Source organism: Paracoccus ravus, assembly GCF_004522175.1.
In the GTDB taxonomy this organism is placed as follows: Bacteria; Pseudomonadota; Alphaproteobacteria; order Rhodobacterales; family Rhodobacteraceae; genus Paracoccus; species Paracoccus ravus.
On the sequence record NZ_SDEB01000008.1, the window covers coordinates 52,917 to 73,722 of the forward strand.

At 61.9% G+C, this 20,806-nt stretch carries 17 protein-coding genes and 1 tRNA gene; 17 read left to right on the plus strand and 1 reads right to left on the minus strand.

Going from position 1 to position 20,806, the window contains the following annotated elements; genetic code table 11:
• The 5 genes from tuf to ESZ60_RS08740 all read left to right on the plus strand — a co-directional run.
• The coding region (gene tuf, locus ESZ60_RS08720) for an elongation factor Tu (RefSeq protein WP_134680282.1) at positions 1-1,146 on the plus strand (1,146 nt) is incomplete at its 5' end.
• A gap of 163 nt (positions 1,147-1,309) precedes the next feature.
• Positions 1,310-2,203: a YghX family hydrolase gene (gene yghX, locus ESZ60_RS08725; protein WP_134680188.1), complete on the plus strand. Its 894-nt coding sequence runs from the start codon at positions 1,310-1,312 to the stop codon at positions 2,201-2,203.
• A gap of 56 nt (positions 2,204-2,259) precedes the next feature.
• The gene (locus tag ESZ60_RS08730) at positions 2,260-2,673 is read left to right on the plus strand and encodes a GFA family protein (RefSeq protein ID WP_134680189.1); all 414 of its coding nucleotides are present in this window, start codon (positions 2,260-2,262) and stop codon (positions 2,671-2,673) included.
• Positions 2,674-2,752: 79 nt separating this feature from the next.
• Positions 2,753-4,648, plus strand: a complete 1,896-nt coding sequence (locus tag ESZ60_RS08735) for an ABC transporter ATP-binding protein (RefSeq protein ID WP_134680190.1) — start codon at positions 2,753-2,755, stop codon at positions 4,646-4,648.
• 15 nt (positions 4,649-4,663) lie between these two features.
• Positions 4,664-4,739, plus strand: a tRNA-Trp gene (locus tag ESZ60_RS08740).
• Positions 4,740-4,791: 52 nt separating this feature from the next.
• Here the strand turns inward: ESZ60_RS08740 and ESZ60_RS08745 are convergent.
• The gene (locus tag ESZ60_RS08745) at positions 4,792-5,163 is read right to left on the minus strand and encodes a hypothetical protein (RefSeq protein ID WP_134680191.1); all 372 of its coding nucleotides are present in this window, start codon (positions 5,161-5,163) and stop codon (positions 4,792-4,794) included.
• A 127-nt stretch (positions 5,164-5,290) separates the two neighbouring features.
• Here ESZ60_RS08745 and ESZ60_RS08750 point away from each other — a divergent pair, with 127 nt between their 5' ends.
• From ESZ60_RS08750 to rpsG, 12 genes are all read left to right on the plus strand, one after another.
• On the plus strand, positions 5,291-6,181 hold the full coding sequence (locus tag ESZ60_RS08750; RefSeq protein WP_134680192.1) for a hypothetical protein: 891 nt from the start codon (positions 5,291-5,293) through the stop codon (positions 6,179-6,181).
• Between the two features lie 52 nt (positions 6,182-6,233).
• The gene (secE, locus tag ESZ60_RS08755) at positions 6,234-6,428 is read left to right on the plus strand and encodes a preprotein translocase subunit SecE (RefSeq protein WP_134680193.1); all 195 of its coding nucleotides are present in this window, start codon (positions 6,234-6,236) and stop codon (positions 6,426-6,428) included.
• 191 nt (positions 6,429-6,619) lie between these two features.
• Positions 6,620-7,159 (plus strand): transcription termination/antitermination protein NusG, encoded by a 540-nt coding sequence (gene nusG, locus ESZ60_RS08760; RefSeq protein ID WP_134680194.1) that lies wholly within the window; start codon positions 6,620-6,622, stop codon positions 7,157-7,159.
• An 88-nt stretch (positions 7,160-7,247) separates the two neighbouring features.
• Positions 7,248-7,700, plus strand: a complete 453-nt coding sequence (rplK, locus tag ESZ60_RS08765; RefSeq protein WP_134680195.1) for a 50S ribosomal protein L11 — start codon at positions 7,248-7,250, stop codon at positions 7,698-7,700.
• A gap of 3 nt (positions 7,701-7,703) precedes the next feature.
• Entirely contained in the window at positions 7,704-8,402 is a 699-nt protein-coding gene (rplA, locus tag ESZ60_RS08770) for a 50S ribosomal protein L1 (RefSeq protein WP_134680196.1), read from the plus strand.
• A 232-nt stretch (positions 8,403-8,634) separates the two neighbouring features.
• A complete protein-coding gene (gene rplJ / locus ESZ60_RS08775; RefSeq protein ID WP_134680283.1) occupies positions 8,635-9,150 on the plus strand; it encodes a 50S ribosomal protein L10 in 516 nt (171 codons plus the stop codon).
• 66 nt (positions 9,151-9,216) lie between these two features.
• Positions 9,217-9,588: a 50S ribosomal protein L7/L12 gene (gene rplL, locus ESZ60_RS08780; RefSeq protein WP_134680197.1), complete on the plus strand. Its 372-nt coding sequence runs from the start codon at positions 9,217-9,219 to the stop codon at positions 9,586-9,588.
• Between the two features lie 259 nt (positions 9,589-9,847).
• Positions 9,848-13,996: a DNA-directed RNA polymerase subunit beta gene (rpoB, locus tag ESZ60_RS08785; protein ID WP_134680198.1), complete on the plus strand. Its 4,149-nt coding sequence runs from the start codon at positions 9,848-9,850 to the stop codon at positions 13,994-13,996.
• 55 nt (positions 13,997-14,051) lie between these two features.
• A complete protein-coding gene (gene rpoC, locus ESZ60_RS08790; protein ID WP_134680199.1) occupies positions 14,052-18,260 on the plus strand; it encodes a DNA-directed RNA polymerase subunit beta' in 4,209 nt (1,402 codons plus the stop codon).
• Between the two features lie 572 nt (positions 18,261-18,832).
• A complete protein-coding gene (locus ESZ60_RS08795; protein ID WP_245155634.1) occupies positions 18,833-19,696 on the plus strand; it encodes a putative rhamnosyl transferase in 864 nt (287 codons plus the stop codon).
• Between the two features lie 253 nt (positions 19,697-19,949).
• Positions 19,950-20,321, plus strand: coding sequence for a 30S ribosomal protein S12 (gene rpsL, locus ESZ60_RS08800; protein ID WP_022705687.1), 372 nt, complete (start codon positions 19,950-19,952; stop codon positions 20,319-20,321).
• A 12-nt stretch (positions 20,322-20,333) separates the two neighbouring features.
• On the plus strand, positions 20,334-20,804 hold the full coding sequence (rpsG, locus tag ESZ60_RS08805) for a 30S ribosomal protein S7 (protein ID WP_134680200.1): 471 nt from the start codon (positions 20,334-20,336) through the stop codon (positions 20,802-20,804).
• Positions 20,805-20,806: the final 2 nt, after the last annotated feature.

Sequence of the window (20,806 nt, forward strand, 5' to 3'; positions counted from 1 at the left end):
CCGCACGTCAACATCGGGACCATTGGTCACGTTGACCACGGCAAAACGACGCTGACGGCTGCGATCACCAAGTATTTTGGTGACTTCAAGGCCTATGACCAGATCGACGGCGCCCCGGAAGAGCGCGCGCGCGGCATCACCATCTCGACCGCGCATGTCGAGTACGAGTCGGAAACGCGTCACTACGCCCACGTCGACTGCCCCGGCCACGCCGACTACGTCAAGAACATGATCACCGGTGCTGCCCAGATGGACGGCGCGATCCTGGTCGTGAACGCTGCTGACGGCCCGATGCCGCAGACCCGCGAGCACATCCTGCTGGGCCGTCAGGTCGGCATCCCCTACATGGTCGTCTACCTGAACAAGGTCGACCAGGTGGACGATCCGGAACTGCTGGAACTGGTCGAGATGGAAGTGCGCGAGCTGCTGTCCTCCTACGACTACCCCGGCGATGACATTCCGATCATCAAGGGCTCGGCTCTGGCCGCGATGGAAGGCCGCGACGCCGAGATCGGCGAGAACTCGATCCGCGAGCTGATCGCTGCTGTCGACAGCTACATCCCGACCCCCGAGCGCGCTGTCGACCAGCCGTTCCTGCTGCCGATCGAAGACGTGTTCTCGATCTCGGGCCGCGGCACCGTGGTCACCGGCCGCATCGAGCGTGGCGCTGTCAACGTCGGCGACGAACTGGAAATCGTGGGTATCCGCGACACCAAGAAAACCACCTGCACCGGCGTGGAAATGTTCCGCAAGCTGCTGGATCGCGGTGAGGCTGGCGACAACGTCGGCGTTCTGCTGCGCGGTATCGACCGTGACGGCGTCGAGCGTGGCCAGGTTCTGGTGAAGCCGAAATCGGTGACCCCGCACACCACCTTCGAAGCTGAAGCCTACATCCTGACCAAGGAAGAAGGCGGCCGCCACACCCCGTTCTTCGCGAACTACCGTCCGCAGTTCTACTTCCGCACCACGGACGTCACCGGCACCGTGAAGCTGCCGGAAGGCACCGAGATGGTGATGCCGGGCGACAACCTGAAGTTCGAAGTCGAACTGATCGCGCCGATCGCCATGGAAGAGAAGCTGCGCTTCGCTATCCGTGAAGGCGGCCGCACCGTCGGCGCAGGCGTCGTCTCGAAAATCCTGAAGTAATTCGGGTATCGAATCGTCGGGTGATCCTTTCGGGGATATCGCGACGAGAGGGCCGTCCCTTCGGGGGCGGCCTTTTCCATTTCTGCGACAATTTCCGACAAAGTTTACCGGGAATTTACCTGTCCTCGTGTTACCTTGCGCTAGCCATTGGGAGGGCAGGGCGATGAGTGAACGCAAGAAGGCTTCCGATTTCCACCCGCGTATCCTTGAGATCTTTGACGGCTATGTGCATGGCCGGGTCAGCAAGCGCGATTTCATGGCGCAGGCGGCGCAATTCGCGACCGTCGGCATGACCGCTGCGGCGATTTTCGAGGCGCTGAAGCCCGACTACGCGCTGGCCCAGCAGGTCGCCCCCGACGATCCGGCGATCAAGACCGAGACGGTCAGCTATGACAGTCCCGAAGGCAACGGCAAGATTTCCGGCTTGATGGCGCGGCCTGCAGATGCGTCGGGCAAGCTTGCGGCGGTGCTGGTCGTGCATGAGAATCGCGGGCTCAACCCCTATATCGAGGATGTCGTGCGCCGTCTGGGAAAGGCGGGCTATCTGGCCTTCGGTCCCGACGGGCTGAGTTCCATCGGCGGCTATCCCGGAACGGATGAGAAGGGCCGCGAGATGCAGGCGAGCCTTGATCCCTCCAAGCTGATGGAAGACTTCTTCGCGGCCTATGAATTCCTGCGCGACCACCCCGATTCGACCGGCAAGGTGGGCTGCGTGGGCTTCTGCTATGGTGGGGGCGTCTGCAATGCGCTGGCGGTGGCTTATCCCGAACTTTCTGCTTCTGTCCCCTTCTATGGCCGCCAGCCCCGCGCCGAAGAAGTGGCCCAGATCCAAGCGCCGCTGCTGATCCATTACGCCGAGAATGACGAGCGAGTGAATGCCGGGTGGCCCGCCTATGAGGAGGCGCTGAAGGCCAATGGCAAGGAGTACCAGGCCTTTTTCTATCCCGGCACGCAGCACGGTTTTCACAATGACACCACCCCCCGTTTTGACGAGGCGGCGGCCAAGCAGGCATGGGACCGCACCCAGGCCTTCTTTGCCGAAAAGCTCACCAACTGACCGGATCTGTCAGCATCCTCCCGGCAGGATGGATCATCCATTCGGGAGGATGAGCAATGACGAGATATCATGGTTCGTGCTTTTGCGGCGCGGTGCGGTTCGAAGCGGAATGCGATCTGTCGCAAGGCACCAGCCGCTGCAATTGCCGCTTCTGCCGCAAGATGCGCTATTGGGAAATCCGGCTGCCCGATCCCGCAAGCTTCCGCCTGGTCGCGGGCCGCGATCATCTGGCCGAGACGCCCCGAAGCCAGGATGACGGGCTGGACATGCATCATTGGTTCTGCGCGACCTGCGGCACGCGTCTCTGGACCGAGGGGAACCTGTCGGAGATCGGCGGCCATTTCGTCATGGTCTGCATCAACGCGCTGGACGACGCGAGTGAGGCTGAACTGATCGCGGCACCCGTCCATCACGCCGACGGGGCGCGGGACGCCTGGGCCGATCCGGCGCCCGAGACGCGCCATCTCTAGCCCTTCACTTCCCGCGACCACCATGAGAACCTGCCCGCGCGCCGGAAGAGATGCCGGCACGCATTCCACGAGGTCGATCATGTTCAGCTGGTTCGAAAACCGGCTTGATCCCTATCCCGCGGATGCTCCGCGCATGCCGCCCGAGGGTTTGTGGCGGTTCATCCTGCATTTCAGCCGCGGGGCCTGGGGGTATATGCTGGCCATGTCGGCCTGCTCGGCGCTGATTGCGATCTTCGAGGTGATTCTGTTCGGCTATCTGGGCGAGTTGGTCGACCGTCTGGCCAAGACCGAGCCCAGCCAGTTCTGGCAGGTCGAGGGCAGCCGGCTGCTCTTGATGGCCGCGATCCTGGTCATCGGTCTTCCGGTCACGCAGCTCGTCTCGTCGCTGCTGATGCATCAGACCCTGATGGGAAACCTGCCGCAGCGCATCCGCTGGCAGGCGCATCGCTACCTGCTGCGCCAATCCATGACCTATTTCCAGGACGAGTTCGCGGGGCGAATCGCGACCAAGCTGATGCAGACGGCGCTGGCGGTTCGGGATGTCGCGATGAAATTCGTCGATGTGCTGGTCTATATCGGCGTCTACTTCCTGGGCGCCCTTGTGCTTGCGGCCTCGACCGATGGCTGGCTTGCGGTGCCGTTCTTTCTGTGGGGCGCGCTTTACGGGCTGCTGCTGTGGTGGCTGATCCCGCGCATCGGCGCGGTCAGCCAGGCACAGGCCGATGCCCGTGCAGTCATGACCGGCAGGGTGGTGGACAGCTATACGAACATTTCTACGGTCAAGCTGTTCTCGCATAGCTCGCGCGAGGAATCCTATGTCCGCGACAGCATGGACGGCTTTCTGGTGACCGTGCACCGGATGATGCGTCTGGCCTCGATCCAGAACATCCTGCTGACCACGCTGAATTCTCTGCTGACCTTTGCGGTGACCGCTCTTGGGGTCTGGCTCTGGACCGCGGGGCGGGTCGAGGTCGGTGCGGTTGCGGTGGCGATTCCCCTGGCGCTGCGGCTCGGGAACATGTCGCATTGGATCATGTGGGAGTTTGCCGGGCTTTTCGAGAATATCGGCACGGTGCGCGACGGCATTGGCTCGCTTGCTTTGCCGCGCATGGTGACGGATATGCCGGGCGCGCAGCCGCTGACCGTCACGGCGGGTTCGGTCGAGTTTCGCGACGTGACCTTTCGTTATGGCGGCGAGGGCGAAGGCAAGGGGACGGCTGTCCTCGATCATCTGAGCCTCGCGATTCGCCCTGGCGAAAGGATCGGGTTGGTCGGTCGCTCCGGGGCGGGCAAATCGACGCTGGTGAACCTGCTCTTGCGGTTCCACGATCTGGGTTCGGGCGCGATCCTGATCGACGGGCAGGATATCAGCCAGGTGACCCAGGAATCGCTGCGCGCGGCGATCGGCGTAGTCACGCAGGATACGTCGCTGCTGCACCGCTCGATCCGGGACAATATTTCTTATGGCCGTCCCGAAGCCACCGAGGCCGAGATCCTGCGCGCCTCGGAGCTGGCGGAGGCTTCGGATTTCGTCGGGGCGCTTGGCGATTCCAAGGGCAGGCGCGGGCTCGATGCCCATGTAGGCGAAAGGGGCGTCAAGCTGTCCGGGGGCCAGCGCCAGCGCATCGCCATTGCAAGGGTCCTGCTGAAGGATGCCCCGATCCTTGTCCTGGACGAGGCGACGAGCGCGCTGGACAGCGAGGTCGAAGCCGCTATTCAAGGCCAGCTGGAGCTCTTGATGCAGGGCAAGACGGTCATTGCAATCGCGCATCGGCTTTCGACCATCGCGCGGATGGATCGGCTGGTCGTGATGGACCGGGGCCGCATCGTCGAGCAGGGTTCGCATGAAGCTTTGCTCGAGCGGGGCGGGATCTATGCCGGATTATGGGCGCGTCAATCGGGCGGCTTTCTTGAATGCGACGAAATTGCGCCCGAAGGCGAGTTCCCTCTTGAACCGGCGGCGCAGCTGCCGTAATCAGCAACCCGGCTTAGGGGTTTAGCTCAGTTGGTAGAGCATCGGTCTCCAAAACCGAGGGTCGTGGGTTCGAGTCCCCCAACCCCTGCCAAGCCGCAACAGATATGTTCCACCCGGACGCGTCGCGCCCGGGTTTTTTCATGTCACTGGACCCGGATCCCGCAATTCTTCTGGTTGCCCGCCTGCTGAATGGCGATGATTTCGCCCTTCAGCCGCGCCAGTTCCGCCGCCTGAGCACCATCGCCCTTGATCATGAACAGCGCCGGCCAGAACAGCACCACGCCGACGCCGGTCGCGACGGCGTCATTGCTGGCCTTCTTGTCCTGCGCGACCGCGGCCTGGTTGGCCCGGTTCAGCACGCTCTGGGCCTCGAAGGTCAGCTGGCCGCAATTCATCGTGTGATAGAGCGAGGGCGAAACGAATGCCGGGGGGATCTGGTCTGATTTCTCGGCGCAGGCGGCGAGCGTAGCAAGCGCTCCGATGGCCGCGATCTTGGACAGTCTTGCATATGCCATGACAACTCCTCTGTTTGACATGGCAGAGAGATTTCAGTCAAAAGGTCGAAGGAACGCTTAATGAATGCGCGGCGTTACAGGGAATACGCGACGTGTTTGAGACAAATTGGAACGGCGAGCGGGTTCATTGCTGACCATCCATCTGGGGGCGCATAAGACGGCCTCGACACATCTGCAGCAATGCCTGCGGCAGGTCCGCGAGCAGTTCGAGGCCCGCGGTCTGGCCTATCTTGGCCCGACTGAACTGCGCAGCATCCTGCATCTGAACGACGCCATGGTCGGCCAGAGGCGAAGCAAGGCCTTTCTGCTTTGCCGCCGCAGCTTTCACGAGTTGCGCGCCGCATTCGCGCATCTGTTGATCTCGGAGGAAAACATCCTGGGCGGCACGCAGCGGACCAATATGTTCTCGAGCCGGGGGATGATCTATCCGGGCGCCGCGCCCCGCTTGCGCCGTCTGATCAACATGGCCGGGGGTGGCCCGGCCGAGATTTTTCTCGGGATTCGCGATCCGGCCAGCTTTTCGGTCTCTTGCTTCGCGTTGCAAGTCAGTCTGGGCAATGAAACGCGTTTCGACGAATATCTGCGTGGCCGCGATCCTGCGGGCATCCGCTGGTCGGGGCTGGTGTCACGTCTGTCCTCGCTCGAGACCGTTTCGCGGATCGTGGTCTGGCGCTACGAGGATTACGCGGATCTGCGGCCCCGATTGTTGCAGCGCCTTCTGCCGGGCGACATGGCCGAGATCGTGCCGAATTCCCCGCCCGCGAATGTCAGCATTTCGCAGCCCGGCTTCGAATGGCTGCTGGAACGGGCAGGGGGCGCAAGCCGGACCGAATTGCGCGATCTGGTTCAGGCGGCGCGACGTCGTTTCAGCGCTTCGGCGGGCCATGCGCCGCTGCGGCTTGTGAGTGACGAGGATATGGATCGCTCGCGCAGGCTATATGCCCGTGACGTGGTGCGTGTGCGGCGCATGGCCAAGGTCGAATTCCTTGATCCGGATCGCGGCCCAGTTCCGGCTTGAAAATCCGCGCCGCGCGGTCTATTTGACGCGCTGCATGACCAAAGGGATCAACATGGCCAACCCCGTCCAGTTCATCAGTCAGGTGCGCAGCGAGATCGGCAAGATCACCTGGCCCACCCGCCGCGAGGTGGTCACGACGACCGTCATGGTCTTTATCATGGCGACCTTGGCCGCGATCTTTTTCTTTCTCGTGGATCTTGCGATCAAAAGCGGGCTTTCGGGCGTCCTGAGTCTGGTTGGCGGCTGAGGTATTGCATTTGCGGGCTTGGGACGCTATGTGCTTGCGACCTGCCCGAGACGCGGCGTGCATCGATTCGCTCATGCGCGCCGATTTCGATTTGGCCGCAAGGATGACGTAGTTCGTTGCAGGCCGTTGGCGGTATTTGAATTCAAGGGTTTGGCTCGAGCCAGCCTGGAAGAGCAGGGGTTGATCGAGACATGGCAAAGCGTTGGTATTCGGTCAGCGTCCTGTCGAACTTTGAGAAGAAGGTTGCCGAGGCGATTCGCCAAGCTGCCCTTGAGAAGGGTCTCGAGGAGCAGATCGACGAGGTTCTTGTCCCCACCGAAGAGGTGATCGAGATCCGTCGCGGCAAGAAAGTGACCTCGGAGCGGCGCTTCATGCCGGGCTATGTGCTGGTCCATATGGACATGCATGACCGGACCTATCACCTGGTCAATTCGATCAACCGGGTGACGGGCTTCCTGGGTGCCCATGGCAAGCCGATGCCGATGCGCGATGACGAGGTCAATGCGATCCTGAATCGCACCGGAGAAGCAGGGGGCGAGGTCGCCCCGCGCAACCTGATCCGGTTCGAGGTGGGCGAAAAGGTTAACGTGACCGACGGTCCCTTCGAGGGCTTCTCGGGCATGGTCGAAGAGGTGGATGAGATCTCGTCGCGGATCAAGGTCACCGTCTCGATCTTTGGCCGGCCGACGCCGGTCGAGCTGGAATTCACTCAGGTCTCCAAGACCTCGTGATGTCGTGCGGGAGGCGCCGGTCCTTCGGGGCCGCGCCGCACCGCTAAGTCGGCCCATATCGTGGGCGTGATGATAAGGAGAGGGCCACATGGCCAAGAAAGTTGTCGGCAGCCTCAAGCTGCAAATCAAGGCGGGCCAAGCCAACCCGTCCCCGCCGGTCGGCCCCGCACTGGGTCAGCGCGGCATCAACATCATGGAATTCTGCAAGGCGTTCAACGCCAAGACGCAGGAAATGGAAGCCGGCTCGCCGGTTCCGGTCGTGATCACCTATTACGCCGATAAGTCCTTCACCTTCGAAACCAAGACTTCGCCGGCCTCGTTCCTGCTGAAGAAAGCCGCTGGCCTGAAGCCGGTCGGCAAGCGCAACCGCGCCAAAGGTTCGGAAAAGCCCGGTCGTGTCGTCGCTGGCACCGTGACCGCGAAGCAAGTTCGCGAGATCGCCGAAGCCAAGATGAAAGACCTGAACGCGAACGACATCGACGCCGCGATGCAGATCATCCTCGGCTCGGCCCGTTCGATCGGTATCGAGGTGAAAGGCTAAGTCATGGCAAAAATCTCGAAAAACAAAGCCGCTGCACGCGCCGCTTTTGATGGCAAAGTCAACCTGTCGGTTGAAGACGCCGTCGCGCTGGTCAAAGGCAACACCAAAGCGAAATTCGACGAGACCGTTGAAATCGCGATGAACCTGGGCGTTGACCCGCGTCACGCCGACCAGATGGTTCGTGGCGTTGTCACCCTGCCGAACGGCACGGGCAAGCACGTTCGCGTCGCCGTTTTCGCTCGTGGCCCGAAAGCCGACGAAGCGAAAGCCGCCGGTGCCGAGATCGTCGGTGCAGAAGACCTGCTGGAAACCATCCAGTCGGGCAAGATCGAATTCGATCGCTGCATCGCCACTCCGGACATGATGCCGCTGGTCGGCCGTCTGGGTAAGATCCTGGGCCCGCGCAACCTGATGCCGAACCCGAAAGTCGGCACGGTGACCATGGACGTGAAATCGGCCGTGGAAGCTGCCAAGGGCGGTGAAGTCCAGTTCAAGGCTGAAAAAGCCGGTGTCGTTCACGCTGGTGTTGGCAAGGCTTCGTTCGACGCCGCCAAGCTGGCCGAGAACATCCGCGCCTTCGTCGACGCCGTGAACCGTGCGAAACCGTCGGGCGCCAAGGGCACCTACGTCAAGAAAGTCTCGATCAGCTCGACCATGGGTCCGGGCGTGTCGCTGGACTTGGCTTCGGCCATCGCGCAATAAGCGCAAGAATTTCGCCGGAGTAATCCGGTGAATGGCGGGGCGATCAACGCCCCGTCCTGTCCGAGACGGAGGGTGCGGGGCAACTCGCTTAATTTCCTTCCTGAGATGGGAGCAAGACCATTTTCCGAACTGACGTTCGGGTGATCTTGGGACCGTCACGGACCCGTCCTGTCGCCATTCTGGTGTCAGGAAAGTGAGAGCCGGGGGGAAACCCCCATACTTGGAGAAAACCGTGGATAGAGCGCAGAAAGAGCAGTTGGTCGAGGAACTCGGCCAAATCTTCGAAGCCTCTGGCGTCGTGGTGGTTGCACACTACGAAGGAATGACGGTTGCCCAAATGCAGGACCTGCGCGCGCAAATGCGTGAAGCTGGCGGGTCCGTTCGCGTTGCCAAGAACAGGCTCGCCAAGATCGCCCTGGATGGGAAGCCTTGCGCAAGCATCGCCGACTATCTGACGGGTATGACCGTGCTCGCTTACTCCGAGGACCCGGTGGCTGCTGCCAAGGTCGCGGACAAGTACGCCAAAGGCAACGACAAGTTCGTTATCCTGGGCGGTGCGATGGGCGACACGGCGCTTGACCCTGCCGGTGTGAAAGCCGTGGCACAGATGCCGTCGCGCGAGGAGCTCATCGCTTCGATCGTGGCCTGCATCGGCGCCCCTGCTTCGAACATCGCGGGCGCGATTGGCGCACCTGCTTCCAACATCGCGGGCATCCTCACGACTCTGGAAGAGCGCGAGGCCGCTTGAGGCAAACCCCATTCCCTCGTAGGGCATCGACCCATCGTTGGAAACATTTAGTGAAAGAACGGAAAAATGGCTGATCTGAAAAAACTCGCCGAAGAAATCGTGGGCCTGACCCTGCTGGAAGCCCAGGAACTGAAAACCATCCTGAAAGACGAATACGGCATCGAGCCGGCTGCTGGTGGCGCCGTCATGGTTGCTGGTCCGGCTGCAGCTGCTGAAGCCGCTGAAGAGAAAACCGAATTCGACGTCGTCCTGACCGACGCCGGCGCGAACAAGATCAACGTGATCAAAGAAGTTCGCGGCATCACCGGTCTGGGCCTGAAAGAAGCCAAAGACCTGGTCGAAGCCGGTGGCAAAGTCAAAGAAGGCGTCTCGAAAGCCGACGCCGAAGACATGAAGAAAAAACTCGAAGCGGCTGGTGCCAAGGTCGAGCTGAAGTAATCTGGACCGCACCATATGGTGCTGTCCGATTCATTTCGGAAGAAATGGGCAGGGTCCGGGGTTTCCTCGGTCCCTGCCGAACCTGTCTTGAAGGGCGGTTTCGCAAGAATCCAGAGACCTTCCTTCAGGGCATGTTCGGGGTTCGGGAGCCGTGCGGTGGGACGCGCGGCACGAATGGAACCCCGCCCCTCATTCGCCGCCTTGTGCCGGTCGGGCCCCGACGACCGCTGCAAGCGAAAGACGAAAGGTTAGACCCTCTATGGCGCAAGCTTATGTCGGCCAGAAACGCATCCGGCGTTACTATGGCAATATCCGCGAAGTCCTGGAAATGCCGAACCTCATCGAGGTTCAGAAATCCTCATACGACCTGTTCCTGCGGTCGGGCGAGGGTGAGCAGCATCAGGACGGCGAGGGCATCCACGGTGTCTTCCAGTCGGTGTTCCCGATCAAGGACTTCAACGAGACCGCGACGCTCGAATTCGTGAAATACGAACTCGAACGTCCGAAATACGACGTTGACGAATGCCAGGCCCGCGACATGACCTATGCCGCGCCGCTCAAGGTGACGCTGCGTCTGATCGTGTTCGATGTCGACGAGAATACCGGCGCCAAGTCGGTCAAGGACATCAAGGAACAAGACGTCTACATGGGCGACATGCCCCTGATGACGCAGAACGGTACCTTCATCGTGAACGGCACCGAGCGCGTCGTCGTGTCGCAGATGCACCGCTCGCCGGGCGTGTTCTTCGACCATGACCGTGGCAAGACTCATAGCTCGGGAAAGCTGCTGTTTGCTTGCCGCATCATTCCCTATCGCGGCTCGTGGCTGGACTTCGAATTCGACGCCAAGGATCTTGTCTTCGCGCGTATCGACCGCCGCCGCAAACTGCCGGTGACGACGCTGCTCTATGCCCTCGGCATGGACCAGGAGGGCATCATGGATGCCTTCTACGACACTGTTGATTACAAACTGCAGCGCGCTGGCCGGGGCCAGGATGCGGGCTGGGTGACGAAATTCTTCCCCGAGCGCGTGCGCGGCACCCGCCCGACCTATGATCTGGTCAATGCCGAAACCGGCGAGATCATCACCAAGGCCGGCGACAAGGTCACGCCGCGTCTGGTCAAACAACTGGCAGAAAAAGGCCCGATCAGCCTGCTGATGCCCTTCGAGAAGATCGTTGGCCGCTTCGTCGCCAAGGATATCGTCAACGACCAGACCGGCTTCATCTATGCCGAGGCGGGCGACGAGATCACCCTGGAATACGACCGCGACGGCGAGATCTCGGGCGGCCTGCTCAAGGTCCTCTTGGACAACGGCATCGAGGATATTCCGGTTCTCGACATCGACCATGTCAATGTCGGCCCCTATATCCGCAACACCATGGCCGCGGACAAGAACATGAACCGCGACGGCGCGCTCATGGACATCTACCGCGTGATGCGTCCGGGTGAGCCGCCGACCGTCGAGGCCGCCTCGACGCTGTTCAACAGCCTGTTCTTCGATGGCGAGCGCTACGACCTCTCGGCCGTGGGTCGCGTCAAGATGAACATGCGTCTTGACCTCGATGCGCCGGACACCCAGCGCACGCTGCGTCACGACGACATCATCGCCTGTATCCGCGGCCTCGTGGAACTGCGCGACGGCAAGGGCGAGATCGACGATATCGACCATCTCGGCAACCGTCGGGTGCGTTCGGTCGGCGAGCTGATGGAGAACCAGTATCGCATCGGTCTGCTCCGCATGGAGCGCGCCATCCGCGAGCGTATGTCGGGCGTCGAGATCGACACCGTCATGCCGCAGGATCTGATCAACGCGAAACCGGCGGCCGCCGCGGTGCGCGAATTCTTCGGCTCGTCGCAGCTGTCGCAGTTCATGGACCAGACCAACCCGCTGTCGGAAGTGACGCACAAGCGTCGTCTCTCGGCGCTCGGGCCGGGCGGTCTGACCCGCGAGCGTGCAGGGTTCGAGGTTCGCGACGTTCACCCGACCCACTATGGCCGGATGTGCCCGATCGAAACGCCGGAAGGTCAGAACATCGGTCTGATCAACTCGCTGGCCACTTTCGCCCGCGTGAACAAATACGGCTTCATCGAGACCCCGTATCGCAAGGTCGTCGAAGGTCACGTCACCGATGACGTGGTCTATATGTCCGCGACCGAGGAAATGCGTCACACCGTGGCTCAGGCCAACGCGACGCTGGACGAGAACGGCAAGTTCGTTGACGAGCTGATCTCGACCCGCCAGGCGGGCGACTTCATGCTGAACCCGGTCGATGCCGTCGATCTGATCGACGTGTCGCCGAAACAGCTGGTCTCGGTCGCCGCGGCGCTGATTCCCTTCCTTGAAAACGACGACGCCAACCGCGCCCTGATGGGTGCGAACATGCAACGTCAGGCGGTTCCGCTGCTGCGCGCCGAGGCTCCCTTCGTGGGCACCGGCATGGAAGCGACCGTTGCGCGCGATTCCGGGGCGGCCATCATGGCGCGTCGTGGCGGCATCATCGACCAGGTCGATGCGCAGCGTATCGTTATCCGCGCGACCGAGGATCTGGGTGCGGGCGATGCCGGCGTGGACATCTACCGTCTGCGCAAGTTCAAGCGTTCGAACCAGTCCTCGACCATCAACCAGCGTCCGCTGGTCAAGGTGGGCGAGCGCGTCGTGAAGAACCAGGTCATCGCCGACGGTCCCTCGACCGATCAGGGTGAACTGGCCATCGGCCGGAACGTGATCGTCGCGTTCATGCCGTGGAACGGCTACAACTACGAAGACTCGGTCCTGATCTCCGAGCGGATCCACCGCGACGACGTCTATACCTCGATCCATATCGACGAGTATGAAGTCGCCGCCCGCGACACCAAGCTCGGGCCGGAAGAGATCACCCGCGACATCCCGAACGTCGGCGAGGAAGCCCTGCGCAACCTCGACGAGGCCGGCATCGTCTATATCGGCGCCGAAGTGGGTCCGGGCGACATCCTCGTCGGCAAGATCACCCCGAAGGGTGAATCGCCGATGACCCCGGAAGAGAAGCTCTTGCGCGCCATCTTCGGCGAGAAGGCTTCGGACGTGCGCGACACCTCGCTGCGTCTGCCCCCGGGTGCTTACGGCACGATCGTTGAGGTCCGCGTCTTCAACCGTCACGGCGTCGACAAGGACGAGCGTGCGCTGCAGATCGAGCGCGAGGAAGTCGAACGTCTGGCCCGCGACCGGGACGACGAATTGGCGATCCTCGAGCGCAACATCTACGCGCGCCTCAAGTCGCTGATCGACGGCAAGGAAGTCGTGAAGGGTCCGAAGGGCATCAAGTCGGGTTCGGTGGTCAATGATGATCTGCTGAGCCAGCTGAGCCGCGGCCAGTGGTGGCAGCTCGCCGTCGCGGAAGAAGAGACCGCCAAGGAAGTCGAAGCGCTGAACCAGCAATTCGACGCTCTGAAGCGTGCCCTCGACAACCGCTTCGACGACAAGGTCGAGAAAGTCCGTCAGGGCGACGACCTGCCTCCGGGCGTGATGAAGATGGTCAAGGTCTTCGTCGCCGTGAAGCGCAAGCTGCAAGCGGGCGACAAGATGGCCGGGCGTCACGGCAACAAGGGTGTCGTCTCGAAGGTCGTTCCGATCGAGGACATGCCCTTCCTGGCCGACGGCACTGCCGTTGACATCGTGCTGAACCCGCTCGGCGTGCCGTCGCGTATGAACGTCGGTCAGATCCTTGAAACCCATATGGGTTGGGCATCGCGCGGTCTTGGTCTCAAGATCGACGAGGCGCTGGAAGATTATCGCCGCAATGGCGACATGACCCCGGTCCGCGAAGCGATGAAGATCGGCTATGGCGACGAGTTCTATGCCCAGCAGTTCGAAGACCTCGATGACGAGACCCTTTGCGAGCACGCAAACGCGGTTCGTGCCGGCGTTCCGATCGCCACGCCCGTCTTTGACGGCGCGAAAGAAGGTGACGTGAACGATGCGCTGAAACGTGCGGGCTTCGACACTTCGGGTCAGTCGGTGGTCTTCGACGGTCGTACCGGTGAGGCTTTCGCCCGTCCGGTCACGGTCGGTGTGAAGTACTACCTGAAGCTGCATCACCTTGTTGACGACAAGATGCACGCCCGTTCGACCGGTCCGTACTCGCTCGTCACGCAGCAGCCGCTGGGTGGTAAGGCGCAGTTCGGTGGTCAGCGTCTGGGTGAGATGGAAGTCTGGGCCCTCGAAGCTTACGGCGCCGCCTATACCCTGCAAGAGATGCTGACGGTGAAGTCGGATGACGTCGCCGGCCGGACCAAGGTCTATGAGAGCATCGTCAAGGGCGAGGACAATTTCGAGGCCGGCGTGCCGGAATCGTTCAACGTGCTGGTCAAGGAGGTCCGGGGTCTGGGCCTCAATATGGAACTCCTGGATGCGGAAGACGAAGAGTGAGGGCGCGTCAGCGCCCCACTTTCCCCCTTTCCGCGCCGCTCATTAGGATTTGAAAATGAACCAGGAACTTGCCACCAACCCCCTGAACCCGCTGGCCTCGCCGCGGCAGTTCGACGAAATCAAGATCTCGCTCGCCTCGCCGGAAGAAATTCTGGCTTGGTCCTATGGCGAGGTGAAGAAACCCGAAACCATCAACTACCGCACGTTCAAACCCGAGCGTGACGGTCTGTTCTGCGCGCGCATCTTTGGCCCGATCAAAGATTACGAATGCCTTTGCGGCAAATATAAGCGGATGAAATATCGCGGCCTCGTCTGCGAGAAATGCGGCGTCGAAGTCACGCTGCAGAAGGTCCGCCGCGAGCGCATGGGCCATATCGAGCTGGCCGCTCCGGTCGCGCATATCTGGTTCCTGAAGTCGCTGCCGAGCCGCATCGGCCTGATGCTGGACATGACGCTGCGCGATCTCGAGCGTATTCTCTACTTCGAGAACTACGTCGTCATCGAGCCGGGTCTGACCGACCTGACCTATGGCCAGTTGCTGACCGAGGAAGAGTTCCTCGACGCGCAAGACCAGTACGGCGCTGACGCGTTCTCGGCCAATATCGGCGCCGAGGCGATCCGCGAGATGCTGTCGAATATCGACCTCGCGGCCACCGCCGACCAGCTTCGTGAAGAGCTGAAAGAGGCGACCGGCGAGCTGAAGCCGAAGAAGATCATCAAGCGCCTGAAGATCGTCGAGAGCTTCCTCGAATCCGGCAACCGCCCGGAATGGATGGTGCTGACCGTCGTTCCGGTCATCCCGCCGGAACTGCGTCCGCTGGTTCCGCTGGATGGCGGCCGCTTCGCGACCTCGGATCTGAACGATCTGTATCGCCGCGTGATCAACCGGAACAACCGTCTGAAGCGCCTGATCGAGCTGCGCGCGCCCGATATCATCGTCCGCAACGAAAAGCGGATGCTGCAGGAATCGGTCGATGCCCTCTTCGACAACGGCCGTCGCGGCCGCGTCATCACCGGGAACAACAAGCGCCCGCTGAAGTCGCTGTCGGACATGCTGAAGGGTAAGCAAGGTCGCTTCCGTCAGAACCTTCTGGGCAAGCGCGTCGACTTCTCGGGCCGTTCGGTCATCGTGACCGGCCCGGAGTTGAAGCTGCACCAGTGCGGTCTGCCGAAGAAGATGGCCTTGGAACTGTTCAAGCCGTTCATCTATTCGCGCCTTGAAGCGAAGGGGCTTTCGAGCACCGTCAAACAGGCGAAGAAGCTGGTCGAGAAAGAGCGTCCCGAGGTTTGGGATATCCTTGACGAGGTCATCCGCGAGCACCCGGTTCTCTTGAACCGTGCGCCGACGCTGCACCGTCTGGGCATCCAGGCCTTCGAGCCGATCCTGATCGAGGGCAAGGCGATCCAGCTGCACCCGCTGGTCTGCTCGGCCTTCAACGCCGACTTCGACGGCGACCAGATGGCCGTTCACGTCCCGCTGAGCCTTGAGGCCCAGCTGGAAGCGCGCGTGCTGATGATGTCGACGAACAACGTTCTTTCGCCCGCCAACGGCTCGCCGATCATCGTTCCGTCGCAGGACATGGTCCTTGGTCTGTACTACACGACCATGGAGCGCGAAGGCATGAAGGGCGAAGGCATGGCCTTCACCAACCTCGAAGAGGTGGAACACGCGCTGGCTTCCGGTGCGGTGCATCTGCATGCCAAGATCAAGGCGCGCCTGCCGCAGATCGACGAGAACGGCAACGAGGTCATTGTTCGCTTCGACACGACCCCGGGCCGTCTGCGTCTGGGTTCGCTCCTGCCGAAGAACGCGAAAGCGCCCTTCGAGCTGGTCAACCGCCTGCTGCGCAAGAAAGACATCCAGAACGTCATCGACACCGTCTACCGCTATTGCGGCCAGAAAGAGTCGGTCATCTTCTGCGACCAGATCATGGGTCTGGGCTTCCGCGAGGCGTTCCGCGCCGGGATCTCGTTCGGCAAGGACGACATGGTCATCCCGCCCGCGAAATGGGAACTGGTCGAGGAAACTCAGGACCAGGTGAAGCAGTTCGAACAGCAATATCTGGACGGTCTGATCACCCAGGGCGAGAAGTACAACAAGGTCGTCGATGCCTGGTCGAAATGTAACGACAAGGTCACCGACGCGATGATGAAGACCATCTCGGCCACCAAGCGGGACGAGAAGGGCGCCGAAATGGAGCCGAACTCGGTCTACATGATGGCGCACTCGGGCGCCCGGGGCTCGGTCAGCCAGATGAAGCAGCTGGGCGGCATGCGCGGCCTGATGGCCAAGCCGAACGGCGAGATCATCGAGACGCCGATCATCTCGAACTTCAAGGAAGGTCTGACCGTTCTTGAATACTTCAACTCGACCCACGGCGCCCGGAAGGGTCTGTCCGATACGGCACTGAAGACCGCGAACTCGGGTTACCTGACCCGTCGTCTGGTCGACGTGGCGCAGGACTGCATCATTCGTGAGCATGATTGCGGCACCGAGCGCGCGATCACGGCCTCGGCCGCGATCAACGATGGTGAAGTCGTCAGCCCGCTGTCGGAACGCGTTCTGGGCCGTGTCGCGGCCGATGACGTACTGGTTCCGGGCGAGGACGTGGTCATCGTGCGCAAGAACGAAGTCATCGACGAGCGCAAGGCCGACGAGATCGAGCAAGCTGGCGTGCAGAACGTCCGCATCCGCTCGGCTCTGACCTGCGAATCCGACGATGGCATCTGCGCGCTCTGCTATGGTCGTGACCTTGCCCGCGGTACGCTGGTCAACATCGGCGAGGCCGTCGGCATCATCGCCGCGCAGTCGATCGGTGAACCGGGCACGCAGCTGACGATGCGGACCTTCCACATCGGCGGTATTGCGCAGGGTGGTCAGCAGTCCTTCACCGCGGCCTCGCAAGAGGGTTCGGTCTCGTATGAGAACGAGAACACGCTCGAGAACGCGAATGGCGAGCTGATCGTCATGAGCCGGAACATGCAGCTGAACATCAAGAATGCTCAGGGCGAGGTTCTGGCCAACCACAAGCTGTTCTACGGCTCGAAGCTGTTCGTGCGCGAAGGTGACAGCGTCGCTCGCGGCCAGAAGATGTTCGAATGGGACCCCTATACCCTGCCGATCATCGCCGAGAAGGGCGGTATCGCGAAGTACAACGACCTCATCACGGGCCTCTCGGTTCGCGACGAGACCGACGACGCGACCGGCATGACCCAGAAGATCGTGACGGATTGGCGCTCGGCCCCGAAAGGCAACGAGCTCAAGCCCGAGATCTTCATCGTCGATGCCGATGGCGAGCCGGTCCGCAACGAACAGGGCAACCCGGTCACCTATCCGATGTCGGTGGACGCGGTTCTGTCGATCGAGGACGGCCAAGAGATCAAGGCCGGTGACGTCGTGGCGCGTATCCCGCGCGAAGGCGCCAAGACCAAGGACATCACCGGGGGTCTTCCCCGCGTGGCGGAACTGTTCGAGGCCCGTCGTCCCAAGGATCACGCCATCATCGCCGAGATCGACGGCTATGTGCGCTTCGGCAAGGACTACAAGAACAAGCGCCGCATCGCGATTGTTCCGGCCGAAGACGGGCACGACCCGGTCGAGTACATGGTGCCGAAAGGCAAGCACATCCCGGTTCACGAGGGCGACTTCGTGCAGAAGGGTGACTACATCATGGACGGCAACCCGGCGCCGCATGACATCCTGCGCATCATGGGGATCGAGGCTCTGGCCGACTACCTCATCGACGAAGTGCAGGACGTCTATCGACTGCAGGGCGTGAAGATCAACGACAAGCACATCGAGGTGATCGTTCGCCAGATGCTGCAGAAGATCGAGATCCTCGACAGCGGCGACACCACGCTGCTGAAGGGCGAGAATGTCGACCGCGACGAGTTCGAGGAAGAAAACGCCAAGATCGAAGCCAAGGGTGGCCGTCCGGCCAATGGCGAGCCGGTGCTCTTGGGCATCACCAAGGCTTCGCTGCAGACCCGCAGCTTCATCTCGGCCGCATCGTTCCAAGAAACGACCCGCGTGCTGACCGAGGCTGCCGTTCAAGGCAAGCGCGACAAACTCGTCGGCCTGAAAGAGAACGTCATCGTCGGCCGCCTGATCCCGGCCGGCACGGGTGGCGCGACCTCGCGTGTGCGTCGCATCGCGCATGACCGCGATGCCGAGGTGATCGAGGCCCGCAAGGCCGAAGCCGAAGCCGCCGCGGCGCTGATCGCGCCCGAAGCCGCTCCGGCCGAGGCTCCTGGCGAGAACTGATCCCGCCAGATCGCAGAACAGGAAAAGGCCCGGCCATGCGCCGGGCCTTTTTTGTTTCCGAAACCGGGGCCGGGCGCGCCTCGACTGATCCAGCGGTGCCGGATCCGACCTGCCGGACGATTGCGAGGCGATCTGCGCGACCCGTGATCCGCCTCATGTGCGGCGGAGGGATCCTCACCCCGATCCGCCGGTGTCGGCATTGCCTGCTGTCTCACTCATCGAGCTTCCCCCTTGCTGCGAGCCGCGATGGATTGCCAAGGATCTGGCATGGCCATTCGTGAAAGGGGTCAAGCATGGCAAGGAGCCCGGTCGGAACTTGCCTTCGGCCTGGACGACCCTGACAGGAGGCATCGCGTTTGCCTTTGTCATCCCTGCTCTTGAATACGCAGCGTGCTGCTTCTGCAGGGCCTCAAGCTGGCCGGGATTTCGCCACGGTCGGTCCGGCCGGTCCCTCACTGACAGGCGGGAACCGTGCGGCCGCTTGTGCAATGCCGGCTCTTCTCCTCTTCATTTGCCCTGTCTATAGGTTGCGGGTCGGGATTCTCCGAGGACCGGCTTTCTGAAGGCGATGAATGATGGACGGTGCGATGCGGGTGCAGATGCTTGGCCTATGCCGCTTTTCCTATCTGGGAGGGCGCGGCTTTCAGGTGGTCCATGACAGCCTCGACGAGCGCCGCGCGTTTCTTTACGACCCTGAGCGTCTGGCCCGCCGCTGGTTCTGGTTCGAGAATGTCACCTTGCCGGCATTGCTGGCGCAGACCGACCCGGATTTCACGATGGTCGTGATGACCGGGCCCGACCTTCCCGAGCCCTATCTGACGCGCCTGCACGAACTGACCGAGATCGCTCCGCAGTTCAAGCTGGCGCTGATCCCGCCGATGGAACTGCATCTGGACGCCTGTTTGCAGGCGATCAAGCCGCATGTCGAGGCGGGTGCCGATGTGGTGGGACATTTCCGACAGGATGACGACGATGCCGTCGCGGTCGATTATGTCGAGAACGCCCGGCGCGATTTCGCCGCGATGCGTCCGCTTTGGCAACGCAAGCGGCGGCTCTCTTGCGACTATGCGCGGGGCCTCGTGCTCAAGGCGGGTCCGCGCGGGATCGCGGTGGAACCCCGCATCATCTATAATGCGGTCGCCGGGCTGACGGCCTATCTGCCCCCGGATGCCGAGCGCAGCATCATGAATTTCCCGCATTGGAAGATGGGGCTCTATATGCCCGGCGTGATGCAGACCGATCGGCTGATGTTCGTGCGCTTCCTGAACCATGACAATGATTCCGGCGCCATCGGGGCGGGTTACCCTTGGGAAATCAAGGACCCGGACTGGGCTGCGGTTCTGTCCGAACGTTTCCGTATCGACCTTACCAGTCTCGAGCAGGCGGCGCGGGATTACCGGCTGCCAGGGGCGGATCGCCCGCGCTGGGGAAAGTAGGCCGCGGCCGTGGGGGCGGCTGTTGACTCACCCGGTGATTCCCCCTATAGCGCCCACACCCGGCAGAGTCCTGCCTGGGGCCCAGAACCTATCATTGGTCAAGATCCGGGCGCATGCCCCGATCCTCTGGAATGAAACCCATCCTCCCCCATGGGATGCGATGGGTCGTGGCGTTTCGCGATGGGCGCGAACGCTGTCGAGAAGTGGCGCAGCAATCGCTGCGAGTATTGACGAAAGCAAGACGGGGAACCGAATGCCGACGATCCAACAGCTGATCCGCAAACCGCGGCAGCCGAAAGTGCAGCGCTCGAAGTCGCAGCACCTGCAAGGGTGCCCGCAGAAGCGCGGCGTGTGCACGCGTGTGTATACCACCACGCCGAAGAAACCGAACTCCGCTATGCGTAAAGTCGCCAAAGTGCGTCTGACGAATGGCTTCGAGGTCATCTCCTACATCCCGGGCGAAAAGCACAACCTCCAGGAACACAGCGTCGTGCTGATCCGTGGCGGCCGTGTAAAAGACCTTCCGGGTGTCCGTTACCACATCCTGCGCGGTGTGCTGGATACCCAAGGCGTCAAAGACCGTCGTCAACGCCGTTCGAAATACGGCGCGAAGCGTCCGAAGTAAGGAGAGGCATCAATGTCCCGTCGTCACGCCGCTGAGAAGCGCGAAGTTCTGCCGGACGCCAAGTTTGGCGATCGCGTACTGACCAAATTCATGAACAACCTGATGGTTGACGGTAAGAAATCGACCGCCGAACGCATCGTTTACTCGGCGCTTGATCGCGTTCAGGGCAAACTGAAGCGTGAGCCGATCGAAGTCTTCCACGAAGCCCTCGACAACGTGAAGCCCTCCGTCGAAGTGCGCTCGCGCCGCGTCGGTGGTGCGACCTACCAGGTTCCGGTTGAAGTCCGTCCGACCCGCCGCGAAGCTCTGGCGATCCGTTGGCTGATCACTGCGGCGAAAAACCGCAACGAGCACACCATGGAAGAGCGTCTCGCAGGCGAGCTGGCCGATGCCGTCAATGGCCGCGGCACCGCTGTCAAGAAACGCGAAGACACCCACAAGATGGCCGACGCGAACAAAGCGTTCAGCCACTACCGCTGGTAAGG